This is a genomic window from Roseovarius sp. THAF9 (assembly GCF_009363715.1).
GTDB lineage: Bacteria > Pseudomonadota > Alphaproteobacteria > Rhodobacterales > Rhodobacteraceae > Roseovarius.
In genome coordinates this window covers 2,608,154-2,623,692 of the sequence record NZ_CP045404.1, presented here as the reverse complement: position 1 = coordinate 2,623,692, position 15,539 = coordinate 2,608,154, and the positions used below count along the sequence as shown (strand labels likewise).

Below are 15,539 nucleotides of genomic sequence, written 5' to 3'. Positions count from 1 at the left end.
TCTCAATCGCGAAATACGGGGTGACGCCCGCGCCAGAGCCGCTACATATGGGGCTTTGACGACAGGCAAGACGGAGCGGGACATGCAGCGCAGGCAATTGGGACGGACGGGCATAGAGGCGAGCGCGCTTTGCCTCGGGTCGATGACATGGGGCAGTCAGAATACCGAGGAAGAGGGGCATGCCCAAATCGACCGGGCGCTGGACCGGGGTGTGGATTTCATCGACACCGCCGAGATGTACCCGGTGAACCCGATCGCGAAAGAAACCATCGGACGCACCGAGGAGATCATCGGAACCTGGCTTGCCCGGACGGGGCGGCGCGGAGAGGTGGTGCTGGCCACCAAGCATTCGGGCGAAGGGATGCGGCACGCGAGGGAGGGCGCGCCGATCTCGTCTGAGACCATTCCCGGGGCGATCGAAGGCTCGCTGAATAGGCTGCAGACGGACGTGATCGACCTGTACCAGTTTCACTGGCCCAACCGGGGCAGTTACATGTTCCGCCAGAACTGGCGGTTTGACCCCTCGGGGCAGGACCCTGCCGCGACGCGGGCGCATATGGAGGATGCGCTGGGCGCGCTGGAACGCGAGGTCGAGCGGGGCACGATCCGGGCCTTTGGTCTGTCCAACGAAAGTGCTTGGGGCACGGGTCAATGGCTGCGGGTGGCCGACGAGCTGGGCGGGCCTCGGGTGGCGACGATCCAGAACGAGTATTCGCTGATGTGCCGTCTCTTTGACACCGATCTAGCAGAGCTGAGCGTGAACGAGGATGTCGGATTGCTGGCGTTCTCGCCGCTGGCGGCGGGGCTGTTGACCGGCAAGTACCAGGGCGGAGCGGTGCCCGAGGGCTCGCGGCTGACGTTGAACGAGACGTTGGGCGGGCGCAAAGGGAAGAGAGCCTTTGCCGCCGTGGACGCCTATCTGGAGGTGGCGCGGCAGTTTGGCCTCGATCCGGTGCAGATGGCGCTGGCGTGGTGCCTGACGCGGCCCTTCATGACCTCGGCCATTTTCGGGGCGACCTCGCTGGAGCAATTGGACGTGGCGCTGGGAGCGGCGGAGGTGACGCTGCAGGACGAGGTGTTGGAGGCATTGGACGACACGCACAAGGCGCATCCGATGCCCTATTGAGGGGTGGCGGTGGGTGGGTTTGCGCCCACCCTACGCGACATTCCATCGAAGTCGCATTTGTGGTGGGCGTTGTTGGGGGGCTTTGCCCCCACGGCGAAACGGTGTTTCGCCGCTCCCCCAGGATATTTCTGGCCAGAAGAAGGGGCGGGGTGGTGCTAGTCCGATGTCTGTGCCCAGCATTGGCGTATATGATCCGGCAGATCGCGGGCGCCGACGGAGGCTTCGCGGATGAGGGCGTCGAAATGCAGGGTCAGCGCCTCGACCCGTTCGGTGTCGCGGAAGGCGAGGTAGTTGCGGCCGATATAGAGCACGGCGAGCAAGGGACCGAAGACGGTGATCGGCGCCGAGTAGAGCCGGCGGGCATCGAACAGGTAGAGGCGCAGGCGGGGGTAGAGCTGTTCGGTGATCTCGACCAGGTAGTCGACCTGGCCCTCGCGGATATCGCGGGGCAGGCCCGCGTAATAGCCTTCTCCGGCGATGAAACTGTGCATCTCGAAGAGGGGCAGGGCGATTTCATAGTCCGACTGGGTGCCGCGCATCCAAGCGAGGCGGTCCTCGGAGGCGCCGATGGCCTGTTCGGTGGAGCGGCCGAGGTGGGGAGCGTATTCCCATTCCAGCAGATCGCGGGTTTTCAGCATGTCGGGCAGGCCGGCGGGGACGTGGCGGATCTTGTAGCCTGCCGCCTCGCGGTGCCAGGCGAAGATCTGTTCGTCGACGAGCGCGCGGGGTGCTTCGGTCAGCGAGAGCGTGTTGGCGAGGATGTCGGCGGCGGTCTCGGGCCGGTCGGTGAGGCCCAGGAGCCAGTCGGCGGAGACACCGAGGGTGCGGGCGCATTCGCCCACCACCTGCGCGTTGGGCAGGCGGGCGCCGGTGCCCTTGAGCAGTTGCGATATGGTCGACCGGTCGACGCCGACGCTGCGGGCGAGGGCGCTTTGCGAGGTGCCGCGCAGGCGCAGCGCCTCGTTGAGGCGGGCCCGGAAGAGCGTGGCGCGGTCGCGTTTGTCGGATTTCTGGATCATGTGTTGGATTTTATCAACAAACGAGAGGTTTGTTAATCATTCTCTGACTGCCCCCCTGACAGGATCTGTCGTAACAGATTTGTGAAGGACGAATATTGGGGACAATATGAAAGTGGAGTTCGAAGGCGGCGCCGGACCGGTGCCGGGGCCAGGCGCGCGGGCGCTCGCGGACGTGGAATGGCCGACACTGGGACTGTTGGCGGTCTGTTACGCGGCCTGGGGCGTGGCGCTGTTCTGGCTGGCGGGGCTGTGGTTGCCGGCAGGCGTGGCGGTGGCGGCGATCGGGATCACGCTGCATTCGTCGCTGGTGCACGAGATGATCCACGGGCACCCGACCCGAAACAACAGGCTCAACGAGGCGCTGGGGTTTTTCAGCCTCGGGCTGTGCGTGCCGTACCGGCGGTTCATGGACCTGCACCTTGCGCATCACCGCGACAACCTGCTGACAGATCCCTATGACGACCCGGAGTCGAACTATCTTGATCCGGAGGTCTGGGCGCGGCTGCCGCGCTGGGTCCGGGCGGTGCTGCGGTTCAACAATACACTGCTGGGGCGGATGATCGTGGGGCCGGTGCTGGGACAGGTTGTGTTCATGCGTGCAGACTGGGCCGCGATCCGGGCCGGGGACCTGGGCATCGCGCGGGCGTGGGTGTTGCACGGGCTGGGCGTGGCCGGGGTGTTGGCGGTTGTCGCGGTCTCGCCCATGCCGGTCTGGGCCTACCTGGTCAGCGCCTACGTGGCTTATGCGATTTTGAAGATCCGCACCTTTCTGGAACACCGGGCGCATGAGCGCGCCAGCGGGCGGACCGTGGTGGTCGAGGATGGCGGGCCGCTGGCGTTTCTCTTTCTGAACAACAACCTGCACGTGGTGCATCACATGCATCCGAAGGTGGCGTGGTACCGGCTGCCGGCGATGTGGCGGCAGAACCGGGAGACGTATCTGCGGCGCAATGGGGGGTATTATTACCGCTCTTACGCCGATATTTTCGCGCGGCACCTGTTGCGGGCGAAGGACCCGGTGGCGCATCCGCTCTGGCGGAGGAAGTAAAACGCGGGCAAGAGGGGTTCATGGTCGAGCCGTGGATCCTTCTTTCCATCATGGCGGCGTTTTTCCAGACGCTGCGCTTCATGTTGCAGAAATCGCTGAGCATGGGGACGTTGAGCGCCTTGGGCGCGACCTTCGCGCGGTTCGCCTATGCCGCGCCGATGGCGGCGGTGCTGGCGGGGGGCTATGCGGTGTGGTCCGGGATTGGGTTGCCGAAGGTTGGCGGGCCGTTCTGGATCTACGTTTTGAGCGGCGGGCTGGCGCAGATCCTGGCGACGTGGTGCGTCGTGCTGCTATTTGCCGAGCGGAACTTTGCGGTCGGGATCACGTTCAAGAAGACCGAGGTGGTGCAGACCGCCCTGGTGGGGCTGGTCGTGCTGGGCGACCGCATCAGCTTGCCGGGGCTGGTCGCTATTTTCCTTGGGCTGATCGGCGTGCTGGTGTTGTCGGACATGCCGGGGGGCGCGGGCGGCTGGTGGCGTCGGGTGACCAGCAAGGCGCCGCTTCTGGGGCTGGCCTCGGGGGCGTTTTTCGCCGTGTCGGCGGTCACGTACCGGGGCGCGACGCTGGAGGTCGCGAATGACGACGCGTTTCTGCGGGCGATGATCGCGGTGGCGGCGGTCACGGCGGCGCAGAGCCTTGGCATGGCGGTCTATCTGAGCTGGGGCGAGCCGGGGCAACTGGCCCGTGTCTGGGCGGCGCGGGGCCGCGCGGTGTGGATGGGGGCGACGAGCCTTCTGGGCAGCGTGGGCTGGTTCACGGCCTTCACCTTGCAGAACGCGGCCTACGTTTTCGCGGTGGGGCAGGTGGAGGTGATCTTTTCGCTAGCGGCCTCTGTCCTGTTCTTTCGCGAGACGGTAACGCGGCGGGAGTTGATCGGGATCGTTTTGGTGAGCGCCAGCATCCTGTTGCTGGTGCTGCTGGGGTAGGCAAGCGCGTCAGTCTGGCTGTTCAATCAGGCAGCGGCGCACCGTAGAGCCGCTTGAAGAGGTTGTTTTCGTCATCATTGCGGAAGAACGGTACCGAGGCGGGGGGCGCGGGATCGTGGGCGCGGGCCTCGATTTCGGCCAGGACGACCTCGGTGATGAAGGGCAGGTCATAGTCGTGCCGGGCAGTGGCGAGAGGCACCCATTGAAGATGGCTTAGTTCGTCGCAGGCGGGCGAGAAGTCGTCCGGGTCCGAGGCGAGCGCCGTGGCGTCGACCAAGAAAAAGCGAGCGTCGAAGCGCCGGGGGCGGCCCGGGGGCGTGATGGCGCGGAAGACGAACTGCAAAGCGGAGGCGTCGGGAACGTGGCCGGTTGCGGCGAAAGTTTCCCAGTCGGCGGGCGGCGGGCCGGACCAGTCGCCGGGCTGGCCCAAGACCTGCCCGGTTTCTTCCCAGAGCTCGCGGATCGCGGCGGCGGAGAGCGCGTGCGCAAGGTCGGTTTCGCTGTCGTCACGCAGGCGGGAGGCGCAGCCGTCGGGCATGGTGCGGGCCAGCGGGATCGTGGCATCGCCCGAATCCAAAGCGCCGCCGGGAAAGACGAACTTGTTCGGCATGAAGGCGGCCTTGGCGCCGCGCTGGCCCATCAGCACCTTGGGCTCGGTCATGCGGTCGCGCAGCACGATAACGGTGGCTGCGTCGCGGATGCCCGATTTGTCGGAATGTTTCGGGTGGCTTGCGGTCATCTTCGGTCCTGTCTTACGGGGCCGAAGGGATCAGGTGTCGTCCCCGAAGCCGTGCATCTGGCGTGCCCACTGGAAGCCGACGATGGCCCCTTTCAGTCGGGGCAGAAGGTAAAGCGAGAGCGTCACGCAGCCAATAGCGAAAATGGTGAAGAGCACCAGCGGTTCGGGCCGCCACGTCGTGAAGGTGATGTGCAGCAGCGGCGCCATGAGGTGCCCCACAAGCAGGATCGTGAGGTAAGCCGGGCCGTCATCGGCGCGGGCGTGGCTGAGATCCTCGCGGCAGACCGGGCAGCTTTTGCGCAGCTTGAGATAGCTTTTCAGGATCGGGCCTGAGCCGCAATTGGGGCAGGTGCGCCGAAACCCGCGAAAGACTGCGGGCCACAGGTCGCGTTCATTGGTGTCTTTGTCTGCGGGCGTGGTGTGCGCCACGGAAGCGGACGTGTGCGTTTCGTGATCGGTGCTGGTCATGTGCCCTCGCGCGTCAATGGCGATAGAGGTGCGCTGTCGGGGGCGAAATTGGAAGGTGACAGGCTGTCCGTGCGTCGGGATGTCGCAAAGGATGGTGTCGGTCTGCCCGGAAAAATGTCGAAGCCGTGCGACGGAAGGCGCGGGGGGGCGCGTTTAGAGGGTATGATCGCGATGGCAGGCGCGGTCGCAACAGAAAGGCGCGGCGGACGATCGCGCCGCAACGAACCTGTCCGAGATGGAGCATGAAGATGAAGAACCTGATGATCATGAGCGCCCTTGGCATGTCGATCGCACTGGGCGGGGCCGTGCAGGGCCAAGCCGCGTCGGACGAGGGCAAGGGCCCGCGGCATTCGTTCGAGGACCTGGATGCCAATGGCGACGGTCAGCTGACGCGCGAAGAGATGCAGGCGCATATGAAAGCGCGGTTCGATGCCGCCGACACCGATGGCGACGGTGTGATGAGCCTTGAGGAAATGCAGGCCCGCGGGCAGGAACGGGCGGCCAAGCGGGCCGGCAAGATGATCGAACGGCTGGACACTGACGGCGACGGCGGCGTGAGCTTCGAGGAAGCGCAGGCGCGGCGGGGCGGCAAGATGTTCGACCGGGCGGATGCGGATGGCGATGGCGCGATCAGCAAGGCCGAGTTCGACACCGCACGCGAGAAGATGCGCGAGATGCGCGCCAAGCATCATGGCAAGAAGAAAGAGCAGAACGCGGAGTGATCCGCGCGATCCCGCCCCGGTCACGTTCGCAAGACTGGCCGGGGCGGGGTGTTTCGGCCTAGAACCGGACGCGCGTAACGGGGCAGGATGTACGACAGGGACATGGCGATGCCGCTGGACGACCCGAACGAGGTGGCTGACGAGGCTCTGCTGGTGCTGTTCGCCAATGGCGATCGGGCGGCGGCGCGGACGTTGACCTTGCGGTTGAGCCCGCGGGTTCTGGCCCATGCCTACCGCCTGCTGGGCAACCGGACCGAGGCCGAGGATGTCGCGCAGGAGGCGCTGCTGAGGCTGTGGCGGGTGGCGCCGGACTGGCGGCAGGGGGAAGCGAAGGTGACGACTTGGCTTTACCGGGTCGTGGCGAACCTGTGCACCGATCGTCTGCGCCAGGGCTGGCGCACGCGACCCTTGGAGGCGGCGGGCGATCCGCAGGACAGCAGGTCGAGCGCGGCCGAGGACATGCAGGAGCGGGCGCGGGCCGATGCGCTGCAGGTCGCGCTGAACGACCTGCCGGAGCGGCAGAGACAGGCGGTGGTGCTGCGCCATATCGACGAGCTTGGCAATCCGGAGATTGCCGAGATCATGGGGATCAGCGTCGAGGCGGTGGAAAGCCTGACGGCGCGGGGAAAGCGGGCCCTTGGCGACATGCTGCGGGGTCGGAAGGATGAACTGGGGTATTCGGAATGAGCACGACGGGCAAACCTGACGACGAGCTGAGCGCGGCCTTTGCCGCCGCGCGCCGCACCGCGCCCGAACCGGATGCCGATTTCCTGGCGCGGGTGCTGGGCGATGCGGAGGCGGTGCAGGACAGGTTGAACGAGGCGGAGGTGGCAGAACGCGAGGCGACACGGCGACGCGGGGCGCGCGCCTCTGTCGGTTGGCGCGGTGTGTTCCGGGCATTGGGCGGCTGGCCCGCGGTCACCGGGTTGAGCGCCGCCGCCATCACCGGGCTGTGGTTGGGCGTGGCGCCGCCGGACGGGGTAAGCGCCACGGCGCAGCTGGTCTGGGGCGAGGATATCACCCTGGCCCTTCAGCCCGACATCGGAACAGAACTTTTCCCGGACGAGGAGGGATGAGTATGAGCGACGAGACTGAAACCGGGCCGCGCACGGGGGCGCCGCGCTGGATGCGCGTGCTGCTGGTGGTGTCGCTCGCGCTCAATTTGCTTGTCGTGGGGGCCGCGGCCGGGTTTGCGATCAAAGGCGGACCGAAGATGCGCGGCGGTCCCCCGGGGGGCATGGGCGCGATGCACCGGGCGCTGAGCGAAGAGGAGCGCAGTGACCTCAAAAAGCAGATGATCCGGAACTTTCGCGGCAGGAAGGACGAGCGCGAGGCGTTCCGGCAGGAAATGACCGGACTGGTCACGTTGCTGCGTGCCGAAGAGTTCGATGCCGGCGCCGCGGCTGACGGGATGGCACGGGTGCGGGCGCTTTTTGATGACCGGGTCGCCGCGGCGCAGACGCTGCTGATCGCCTATTGGGGCGAGATGAGCCCGGCGGACCGTGTCGCCTATGCCGATCGGCTGGAGCAGGAATTGCAGCGGCGGCGTCGCTGAGGCCGGTGCCGCGGCGTCTTCCGTCAGGCGGCAGATAACTGGGAAAACGTGACGGTATCGCGCCCGCCGGACTTTGCCGCGTACAGCGCGTGGTCGGCCTCGGCCACCATCGCCTCGGGGTCGAACCGGTCCGCGAGGCGGGCGGGATTGGCCACCGTGGCGCCGATGCTGACGGTCAGCGAGACGGGCGTCTCGACCCCGGGCAGGGCAATAGCGGTCTGGCGCACGGTCTGGCACAGGTGCATGGCCATCGCGCGGGCGGCCGCGATCCCCGACTGGGGCATCAGCACCAGGAACTCCTCGCCGCCGATGCGCGACAGGCTGTCGCCGGGGCGCAACGCGTCGCGCAGAGCGTGGGCGATGCGGGTCAGGGCCCGGTCGCCCGCGGCGTGACCGTAGGTGTCGTTGACCGCCTTGAAGTGATCGAGGTCCGCGACCATCACCGCGAAGGTCTGCCCGCTGCTGCGGGCCGTGTCGATCATCCGGGTCATCTGCGACAGTGCGTAGCGGCGGTTGTAAAGCCCGGTCAGCGGGTCGGTGACCGCCGCGTGCAGGCCCGTGCGCAGCCGGGCCTTCTGCATGTCGTCGGCCTGTTTCGACTTTAGCAGCTTGTCCAGGCGCAGGGTGATTTCGCGCGGGTCGGCGTCGTGAGTGGCGATGTCGTGCACCCCGAGGTCCAGCACCTTTGCGGCCAGCGTGTCATCGGCGGGGTCGATCAGGGCAAGCACCCTTGATTGGCGGGTCTGCGGTGCGCTGCAAAGCTCGGCCAGGTGGACCAGGGCGGGCTCGCCCGCGCTCGCAGGCAGAAAGACCAGCAGAACGTCGGGCGATGCATGCATTCTGGTAAGCGGACCGGACGGGCCCGTGCGGAGCATTTCGAACCGGTGCGGGGTGGCTTGGGCGAGGCGGCGGCACAGGGTCTGGTCCCGCGCGGCGCCGGTATGCAGCGCCGCGATCAGGCCCCGCGCGGCGAAGCCCGCCTGCGCCTCGGCGAAACCGAGTGCCTCGGCGGTGTCGTTGGTCAGATCAAGATCAGCCTCGACCGGGGCATGGCGCGACATGGAGCGCAGTCGCGCCAGCAGCGTCTTTTCGCAGAAAGGTTTGGGCATCACGTCAGCCGCGCCGGCCTGCAGCAAGTCGATCCGAAGCTGCGGCGTGCCGGCGGCGGTCAGGACCAGCACCGGCAGCCGGTCACAGCCGGTCAGGGCATGAATGTCGCGGATCAGGTCGCACGCGTTACGGTCGGGCAGATCGTCGGACATCAGGACCGCCTGCGGCTTGTCGCGAAGGATCGACGCGACCGCCTCTTTCGCGGTCCCGACCTGCGCAACGCTGAAATAGGCCGCCGACAGCTTGACCTTCAACACGATGCGATTGGTCGCAAGACCATCGACGATGAGAATGGTGCCTGACATGTGCCGAGGCCTTTCCGACTTGTCCTTTCCGATGGCTAGACTATCCCTGTGATTGGTTAAGAAAACCTTGCCGGGAGTTAATCAAAATGGCCGATCAGCGAGAAGTCGCCGAGACTGTCGCGCTCAAGGCGCTAGGCTGGATCGCAGGTCATGAGAACCTGCTGGACGTGTTCATGGGGGCCACGGGGGCAGGGCAGGATGATCTGCGATCTGGTGCGCAAGACCCTGACTTTCTTGCGTCTTTGCTGGATTTTATCCTGATGGACGACGCTTGGATCATGGAGTTCAGCGAGGCCGCGAACGTGCCGCCCGAGGCGGTTGTCGAGGCCCGCGCGGCGCTTCCTGGCGGAGTTCAGACCCATTGGACATAAATTAATTTTGAGGACCATAAGGTGAACAAACCCGCAAGAAAGATTGATGGGCTGCTGTTTGACAAGGATGGCACGCTGTTTGATTTTCATACCACCTGGAGCACATGGGCCGGAGGGCTGATCGAGGATCTGGCCGACGGCGATGTTGCTGTCAGGGCCAGGCTGGCGTCGGAAATGCACTACGATCTTGGTGCCATGCGTTTCGCGCAGACGAGCCCGATCATCGCGGGCACCAACCGCGAGGCAGCGGAATGCGTGGCGCGCGCCTTGCCAGACCGCGAGGTGGCCGACCTGGAACTTTACCTGATGCAGACCTCGGCCACGGCGCCGCAGGCCGAAGCGGTGCCGCTGGCGCCATTCCTGTCTTCGCTGAAGGCAGAGGGCATCGCGCTTGGCGTCGCCACCAACGACACCGAGTATGGCGCCCGCGCCCATCTGGGCGAAGCCGATGTCACCGGGTTCTTCGATTTCATCGCCGGGTTCGATTCCGGCCACGGGGCCAAGCCGGATCCGGGGCCGTGCCTGGCGTTCGCCCGGGCCACCGGACTGTCCCCGGCGCGGGTCGCGATGGTGGGTGACAGCACCCATGACCTGATCGCGGGGCGTGCGGCGGGGATGCAGACGATCGCGGTTCTGACCGGCCCGGCAGGCTCGGACGAATTGCGCCCCCATGCCGATGTTGTCCTCACTGATATCGGGCAGATCCCGGCCTGGATGACAGCGTGAGCGCAGGTTTGTCCCGGGGCATTCTTCTGGCGCTTTTCGGCACGCTGGTGCTGACGCCCGATGCGATGCTGATGCGGCTGTCGGGCATGGAAGGTTTCCAGATGACCGGATGGCGCGGGCTTTTCATGGGCACGATGATGGTGCTGGCCTGGGCCGGACTCAGCCGGGACAGGGCCGGCGACATCGCCCGGCTGATGAGCGGGCCGGGAATGTTGATCGTGGCGGCGCAGGTTCTGAACTCGATGCTGTTCTGCCTTGGCATTGCTTCGGCCCCGGCGGCGATGGTGCTGATGGGTGTGGCCGCGGTGCCGGTCTTTTCCGCCCTACTGAGCCGGGTGGTGACCGGCGAGGCGACATCGGCGCTGACCTGGGCGGCCATCGCGACGGTGATGACGGGGATCGGCATTGCGGTTCTGGGCGGCGGGCATGGCGACGTGGCGCTGAACTGGGCGGCTGCGACGGGGGCGGTCTTTGGTCTTGGTGTGGCGTTTGTGCTGGCGCTGAACTTCGTGACGGTGCGCGCCAGCCCCGAGTTGCCGATCCTGCTGGCCATCGGGGTCGGTGCGTGGATCGCGGGTGTGCTCGGCTGGTCGCTGACCGGCGTCGAGGCGATGTTTCAGGGCCGGGTCTGGGCCATGGCGATCACCGGGGGCGTGGTGCTGCCCGTGTCGTTTTTCATGCTGTCGCTGGCGGCACGGCACACGCTGGCGGCCAACGTCAGTCTGCTGATGCTGCTGGAAACGGTGCTGGGGCCGCTGTGGGTTTGGATCGGCGTGGGCGAGCGGCCGACCGTGGCGATGCTGGTCGGTGGTGCCATCGTTGTGGGCAGCCTTGCCATCTACCTGTCGATCCTGCGGCGGCGGGCGGCGCTAATCGTTCCACGGTAGTTCACCAGCGACAGGTTCTGTCGCAAAGCGGCAAACCAGCCGACGCGCGCGGTGATTGCATGAAAGAGCCCTTCGAGGAGACTCATCATGCCAGAGACAGCCACACGCAGGAAACGCAGCGGCGGACGGGCCGGAAACGCGACACGCCGAGGTACGGCCGTCATCGACCAGATGCCCTGGAACCCGCCGATCAACATTGACCGACCGGTCGAACCGCTGACGGACGAGGGCATCCAGGCAATCCACGATGGTGCGATGCGCATTCTGGAAGAGATCGGGATCGAGTTTCTGAACGCGGAGGCGGTCGAGATCCTGCGCGGCACGGGCGGTTGCGACATCAACGGCGAGAACGTGCGGATGGGCCGCGATTTCGTGATGGAGATGATCGCCAAGGCGCCGAGCGAGTTCACCATCACCCCGCGCAACCCGGATCATGCGATCACCATTGGGGGGCGGCATCTCAATTTCGGCAATGTCTCGTCACCGCCCAGCTATTGGGATATGGGCATAGGCCGCAAGGTGACAGGCACGCGGGAGATGTGCGCCAACCTGCTGAAACTCAGCCAGTACTTCAACTGTATCCACTTTGTCGGTGGCTATCCGGTGGAGCCGCAGGACGTGCATGCCAGCGTACGGCATCTGGATGTGCTCTATGACAAGCTGACGCTGACGGACAAGGTCGCGCACGCCTATTGCCTGGGCAAGGAGCGGGTCGAGGACGTGATGGAGATGGTGCGTATCGCGGGCGGGCTGACAGACGCGGAATTCGAAGCCAGCCCGCACATGTATTCCAACATCAACTCCACCTCGCCGTTGAAGCATGACTTCCCGATGCTGGACGGCTGGATCCGGCTGGCGAAGCGGAACCAGGGGCTGGTGGTGACGCCCTTCACGCTGGCCGGGGCGATGGCGCCGGTGACGATGGCGGGCGCCGTGGCGCAATCACTGGCCGAGGGGCTGTGCGCGATCGTGCTGGCGCAGGCGATCCGGCCCGGCGTAGGCTGCGCCATCGGCACGTTCACCAGCAATGTCGACATGAAATCGGGCGCGCCTGCGTTCGGGACGCCGGAATACATGCGCGCGACGCAGATGACCGGGCAATTGGCGCGGTTCTATGGCCTGCCGATGCGGGCATCGGGCGTGTGTGCGGCGAACGTGCCGGACGGACAGGCGGTATGGGAGACCTCGAACAGCCTGTGGTCGGCGGTGCAGTCGGGGGCGAACATGGTCTACCACGCCGCCGGCTGGCTGGAAGGCGGGCTGATCGCCAGCCCGGAGAAATTCGTGATGGACTGCGAGATCCTGCAGCATATCCAGCGCTACATGGACCCGCAGCTGACGGCGACAGGGCCGGACGAGATTGCCGTCGACGCGGTGCGCGAGGTGGGCAACCAGGGCCATTTCTTCGGTATTCAGCACACGCAGGACCGTTACACGACTGCGTTCTACCAGCCTTTCCTGAGCGATTGGCGGAATTTCGAGGCGTGGGAGGCGGCGGGCGGCGTTTGGACGCCACAGCGCGCGCACCAGGTGTTCCGGGACATCGTCGCGGGGTTCGAGGCGCCGCCCATGGACGAGGCGGTGCGCGAAGAGCTGTCAGCCTTCGTGGCCAAGCGCAAGGAAGAAGGCGGCGCGCCGACTGATTTCTGAGCGCCGTGCAGATCCGGATGAGTATTTTATTAAAGACAAATTGAAACGTTCAAGGCTTCTTAATTCGGTTGTGCAAATGCTTGACTGAATTCGGGAGCACAGGATGCATGGGCTGATCAACCGGGCCATAGAATTGTTTCTGCGGGATACCTACGGGCAGGAGGCGTGGGAAGAGATCGCGCGCCGGGCGGACCTCGCGCCGCCGGAATTCGAGGCGATGCTGGATTACCCGGACGCGGTGACTGCCGATGTGCTTGCGCAGGCCGCGCAGCTTCTGGACAAGGCCGAGGCCGAGATCCTGGAGGATATCGGAACCTACCTGGTCTCGCACCCCACCGCCGAGGCGCTGCGGCGGCTGTTGCGGTTTTCCGGCGCGGATTTTACCGATTTCCTGCATTCTCTGGACGACTTGCCGGCGCGGGCGCGGCTGGCAGTGCCGCAGCTGGAATTGCCGCCCGTCGCGCTGATGGATCATGGGCAACAGATGTTCTCGGTCACGGTCGGAAAACTGGGGACGGCGGACTTTGCCTTCGGTCACTTTTTGCTGGGGCTGTTGCGGGCCATGGCAGATGATTACGGCGCGCTGGTTCTGCTGGAGCACAAGGGGTGCCGCGATGGTGTCGAAACCATCGATGTTCAACTGTTGGAAACGGCGTTTGCAACCGGCCGCAGTTTCATTTTGGGCGCCGCCGGATGAGGACCGGTGCGATCGACACCCTGGTGGCGCTGCTGGACGTGCTGTGCCCGATGCATCTGATCCTGGATGCCATGGGGCGCATCACGCACGCAGGTCCGACGGCTGCGAAGGTGCTGGACAGCAAGGCGTTGACCGGGCGCGATTTCTTCGATCTTTTCGAGGTCAGGCGTCCGCGGCTTGATCCCGGTGTGCCGGGGCTGTGTGCAGTGGCGGGGCGGCGGCTGCATTTCGTATTGCGCGGTCCCGCCGAGACCGAGCTGAAGGGCGTTGCGGTGCCGTTGCCCGAGGACCGGGCGCTGGGCCCGCCGGGCGGTGTGATTGTCGACCTGAGCTTCGGCATCGGTGTCATCGACGCGGTGGGCCGGCACGACCTGCGCAGTGCGGATTTCGCGGTGACGGACCTGGCGGTGGAAATGCTGTACCTGGCCGAGGCCAAGGCGGTGGTGACCGACGCCTGGCAGACACTGAACCAGCGATTGCAGGGCGCCAAGGCCGTGGCGGAACAGGAAGCCTATACCGATACTCTGACCGGCCTGCTAAATCGCCGCGCGCTGGACCCCGTGATGCGGCGGCTGATCGCTGGCGGGCAAGAGTTTGCCCTGATGCATCTGGACCTCGATTACTTCAAGTCGGTGAACGACACGCTGGGCCACGCGGCGGGTGACCACGTGCTGCGGCGCGTGGCGCAGATCCTGCTCGAGGAAACCCGAGACGGGGATACGGTGATCCGCACGGGCGGCGACGAGTTCGTGCTGATTTTCGCCGAGCGCACTTCGGAGGCGGAGCTGTCGCGCCTGACCGGGCGGCTGATCCGGCGGCTGGAGGCACCGATTGCCTTCAACGGCGAGGTCGCGCGGATATCGGGCAGCATCGGCACGACGCGCAGCAGCTCCTATGCCACGCCGCGGCTGGCGGTGATGATGGATGATGCCGACCTTGCGCTTTACGCCGCCAAGCAGGCCGGACGTGGGCGCCACGTGGCCTTTACGTCCGCCCTGCGCGACGCGGTCGAGATGCGCTCTGTCGGCGCGGTGCCCCCAGTCTGAACCGCCCCGGGGCCTTGCGCGGCATGGCCGCGCCCGCTAACGAATGACCGGCGGAACGGGGCAGCGGGGACGACACACGCATGGCACGGGTTTTCATCACCGGGACAGCCGGTTTTATCGGATACCACCTGGCGCAGCTGCTGCTGGACGAGGGGGTCGTCGTGCATGGCTTTGACGGCATGACCGATTACTACGACGTGTCGCTGAAGGCGCGGCGGCACCAGATGCTGTTGCAGTCCCCCAATTTCACGGCGACCGAGGCGATGCTGGAAGATGTCGCAGCGCTGGACAGGGCCGTGGACGCCTGCGCGCCGGATATCATCGTGCACCTGGCGGCGCAGGCGGGCGTGCGCTACAGCCTGGAAAACCCGCGCGCCTATATCGAGGCGAACGTGGTCGGCACCTTCAATGTGATGGAGGCGGCAAAACGTCACGCGGTCCGGCATCTGCTGATGGCCTCGACCAGTTCGGTCTACGGGGCAGAGACCGACATGCCCTATGCCGAGACGCAGAAGGCCGACACGCCGATGACGATCTACGCCGCCACCAAGAAGGCGACCGAGGCGATGGGGCATTCCTATGCCCATCTGTGGAACTTGCCGACAACGATGTTCCGGTTTTTCACGGTCTACGGGCCTTGGGGGCGCCCGGACATGGCGCTTTACAAGTTCGTGGATGCGATTCTGGAGGGGCGGCCGATCGATGTCTATAACCACGGAGAGATGTACCGTGACTTTACCTATGTCACTGACCTTGTGCGCGGAATTCGCCTGTTGATGGACGCGGCCCCGGTACGGCCCGACGACCCCGAGGCAATTGCGGAGGGCGACAGCCTGTCGCCTGTGGCACCCTATCGCGTGGTCAATATCGGAAATTCCAAAACGGTGCGCCTGACGGATTTCGTCGATGCCATCGAGGCGGCGCTGGGCATGACCGCCGAGCGCAACCTGATGGAGATCCAAAAGGGCGACGTGCCGGCCACCTGGGCCGATGCCAGCCTGTTGCAAAGCCTGACGGGGTACAGCCCGGATACCGACGTGCGCGACGGTGTCCGCCAGTTCGTGGCGTGGTTTCGGGACTATTACGGAAAATAATCCCGTCACGTTCATGGCCGGGTCCTGAAATTGGCAATGGTCAATCGGGC

At 65.8% G+C, this 15,539-nt stretch carries 18 protein-coding genes; 14 read left to right on the top strand and 4 right to left on the bottom strand.

What is annotated here, in order from left to right; translation table 11 throughout:
• The first annotated feature begins 82 nt into the window (after positions 1–82).
• Positions 83–1,126, top strand: coding sequence for an aldo/keto reductase (locus FIU86_RS13035; RefSeq protein WP_152475477.1), 1,044 nt, complete (start codon positions 83–85; stop codon positions 1,124–1,126).
• Between the two features lie 155 nt (positions 1,127–1,281).
• Here FIU86_RS13035 and FIU86_RS13030 read toward each other — a convergent pair whose 3' ends face one another.
• A complete protein-coding gene (locus FIU86_RS13030) occupies positions 1,282–2,145 on the bottom strand; it encodes a helix-turn-helix domain-containing protein (RefSeq protein ID WP_152475476.1) in 864 nt (287 codons plus the stop codon).
• A 106-nt stretch (positions 2,146–2,251) separates the two neighbouring features.
• Between FIU86_RS13030 and FIU86_RS13025 the strand changes: the two genes are divergently transcribed.
• A complete protein-coding gene (locus tag FIU86_RS13025) occupies positions 2,252–3,193 on the top strand; it encodes a fatty acid desaturase (protein WP_152475475.1) in 942 nt (313 codons plus the stop codon).
• 20 nt (positions 3,194–3,213) lie between these two features.
• Positions 3,214–4,119: a DMT family transporter gene (locus FIU86_RS13020; protein ID WP_152475474.1), complete on the top strand. Its 906-nt coding sequence runs from the start codon at positions 3,214–3,216 to the stop codon at positions 4,117–4,119.
• A gap of 22 nt (positions 4,120–4,141) precedes the next feature.
• On the opposite strand, the gene FIU86_RS13015 is transcribed toward FIU86_RS13020, so the two are convergent.
• Both FIU86_RS13015 and FIU86_RS13010 read right to left on the bottom strand, forming a co-directional pair.
• Entirely contained in the window at positions 4,142–4,858 is a 717-nt protein-coding gene (locus tag FIU86_RS13015) for an NUDIX hydrolase (RefSeq protein ID WP_152475473.1), read from the bottom strand.
• Positions 4,859–4,888: 30 nt separating this feature from the next.
• Positions 4,889–5,326 (bottom strand): DUF983 domain-containing protein, encoded by a 438-nt coding sequence (locus FIU86_RS13010; RefSeq protein WP_152475472.1) that lies wholly within the window; start codon positions 5,324–5,326, stop codon positions 4,889–4,891.
• A gap of 248 nt (positions 5,327–5,574) precedes the next feature.
• Between FIU86_RS13010 and FIU86_RS13005 the strand changes: the two genes are divergently transcribed.
• The 4 genes from FIU86_RS13005 to FIU86_RS12990 all read left to right on the top strand — a co-directional run bounded on the left by FIU86_RS13005 (position 5,575) and on the right by FIU86_RS12990 (position 7,603).
• Positions 5,575–6,048, top strand: a complete 474-nt coding sequence (locus FIU86_RS13005) for an EF-hand domain-containing protein (RefSeq protein WP_254703833.1) — start codon at positions 5,575–5,577, stop codon at positions 6,046–6,048.
• 102 nt (positions 6,049–6,150) lie between these two features.
• The gene (locus tag FIU86_RS13000) at positions 6,151–6,735 is read left to right on the top strand and encodes an RNA polymerase sigma factor (protein ID WP_152477149.1); all 585 of its coding nucleotides are present in this window, start codon (positions 6,151–6,153) and stop codon (positions 6,733–6,735) included.
• A complete protein-coding gene (locus FIU86_RS12995; RefSeq protein ID WP_152475470.1) occupies positions 6,732–7,124 on the top strand; it encodes a hypothetical protein in 393 nt (130 codons plus the stop codon). The genes FIU86_RS13000 and FIU86_RS12995 overlap by 4 nt, the downstream gene beginning before the upstream one ends.
• 2 nt (positions 7,125–7,126) lie before the next feature.
• Entirely contained in the window at positions 7,127–7,603 is a 477-nt protein-coding gene (locus tag FIU86_RS12990) for a periplasmic heavy metal sensor (RefSeq protein ID WP_172977500.1), read from the top strand.
• A 23-nt stretch (positions 7,604–7,626) separates the two neighbouring features.
• On the opposite strand, the gene FIU86_RS12985 is transcribed toward FIU86_RS12990, so the two are convergent.
• Positions 7,627–9,018: a diguanylate cyclase gene (locus FIU86_RS12985; protein ID WP_152475468.1), complete on the bottom strand. Its 1,392-nt coding sequence runs from the start codon at positions 9,016–9,018 to the stop codon at positions 7,627–7,629.
• A gap of 86 nt (positions 9,019–9,104) precedes the next feature.
• Between FIU86_RS12985 and FIU86_RS12980 the strand changes: the two genes are divergently transcribed.
• The 7 genes from FIU86_RS12980 to FIU86_RS12950 all read left to right on the top strand — a co-directional run bounded on the left by FIU86_RS12980 (position 9,105) and on the right by FIU86_RS12950 (position 15,489).
• Positions 9,105–9,389: a DUF3572 domain-containing protein gene (locus FIU86_RS12980; protein WP_152475467.1), complete on the top strand. Its 285-nt coding sequence runs from the start codon at positions 9,105–9,107 to the stop codon at positions 9,387–9,389.
• Positions 9,390–9,410: 21 nt separating this feature from the next.
• Positions 9,411–10,115 (top strand): HAD family hydrolase, encoded by a 705-nt coding sequence (locus FIU86_RS12975; RefSeq protein ID WP_152475466.1) that lies wholly within the window; start codon positions 9,411–9,413, stop codon positions 10,113–10,115.
• Positions 10,112–11,002 carry a DMT family transporter gene (locus FIU86_RS12970; protein ID WP_152475465.1) on the top strand — a complete coding sequence of 297 codons (891 nt, stop codon included), beginning with the start codon at positions 10,112–10,114 and terminating at the stop codon, positions 11,000–11,002. Before FIU86_RS12975 ends, FIU86_RS12970 begins: the two co-directional genes overlap by 4 nt.
• Before the next feature lie 87 nt (positions 11,003–11,089).
• Positions 11,090–12,652, top strand: coding sequence for a trimethylamine methyltransferase family protein (locus tag FIU86_RS12965; RefSeq protein ID WP_152475464.1), 1,563 nt, complete (start codon positions 11,090–11,092; stop codon positions 12,650–12,652).
• Between the two features lie 103 nt (positions 12,653–12,755).
• The gene (locus tag FIU86_RS12960; protein WP_152475463.1) at positions 12,756–13,349 is read left to right on the top strand and encodes a heme NO-binding domain-containing protein; all 594 of its coding nucleotides are present in this window, start codon (positions 12,756–12,758) and stop codon (positions 13,347–13,349) included.
• Complete coding sequence (locus FIU86_RS12955; protein ID WP_152475462.1) at positions 13,346–14,395, top strand: GGDEF domain-containing protein; 1,050 nt, start codon at positions 13,346–13,348, stop codon at positions 14,393–14,395. Before FIU86_RS12960 ends, FIU86_RS12955 begins: the two co-directional genes overlap by 4 nt.
• Positions 14,396–14,475: 80 nt before the next feature.
• Positions 14,476–15,489: an NAD-dependent epimerase/dehydratase family protein gene (locus tag FIU86_RS12950; protein WP_152475461.1), complete on the top strand. Its 1,014-nt coding sequence runs from the start codon at positions 14,476–14,478 to the stop codon at positions 15,487–15,489.
• Positions 15,490–15,539 lie beyond the last annotated feature (50 nt).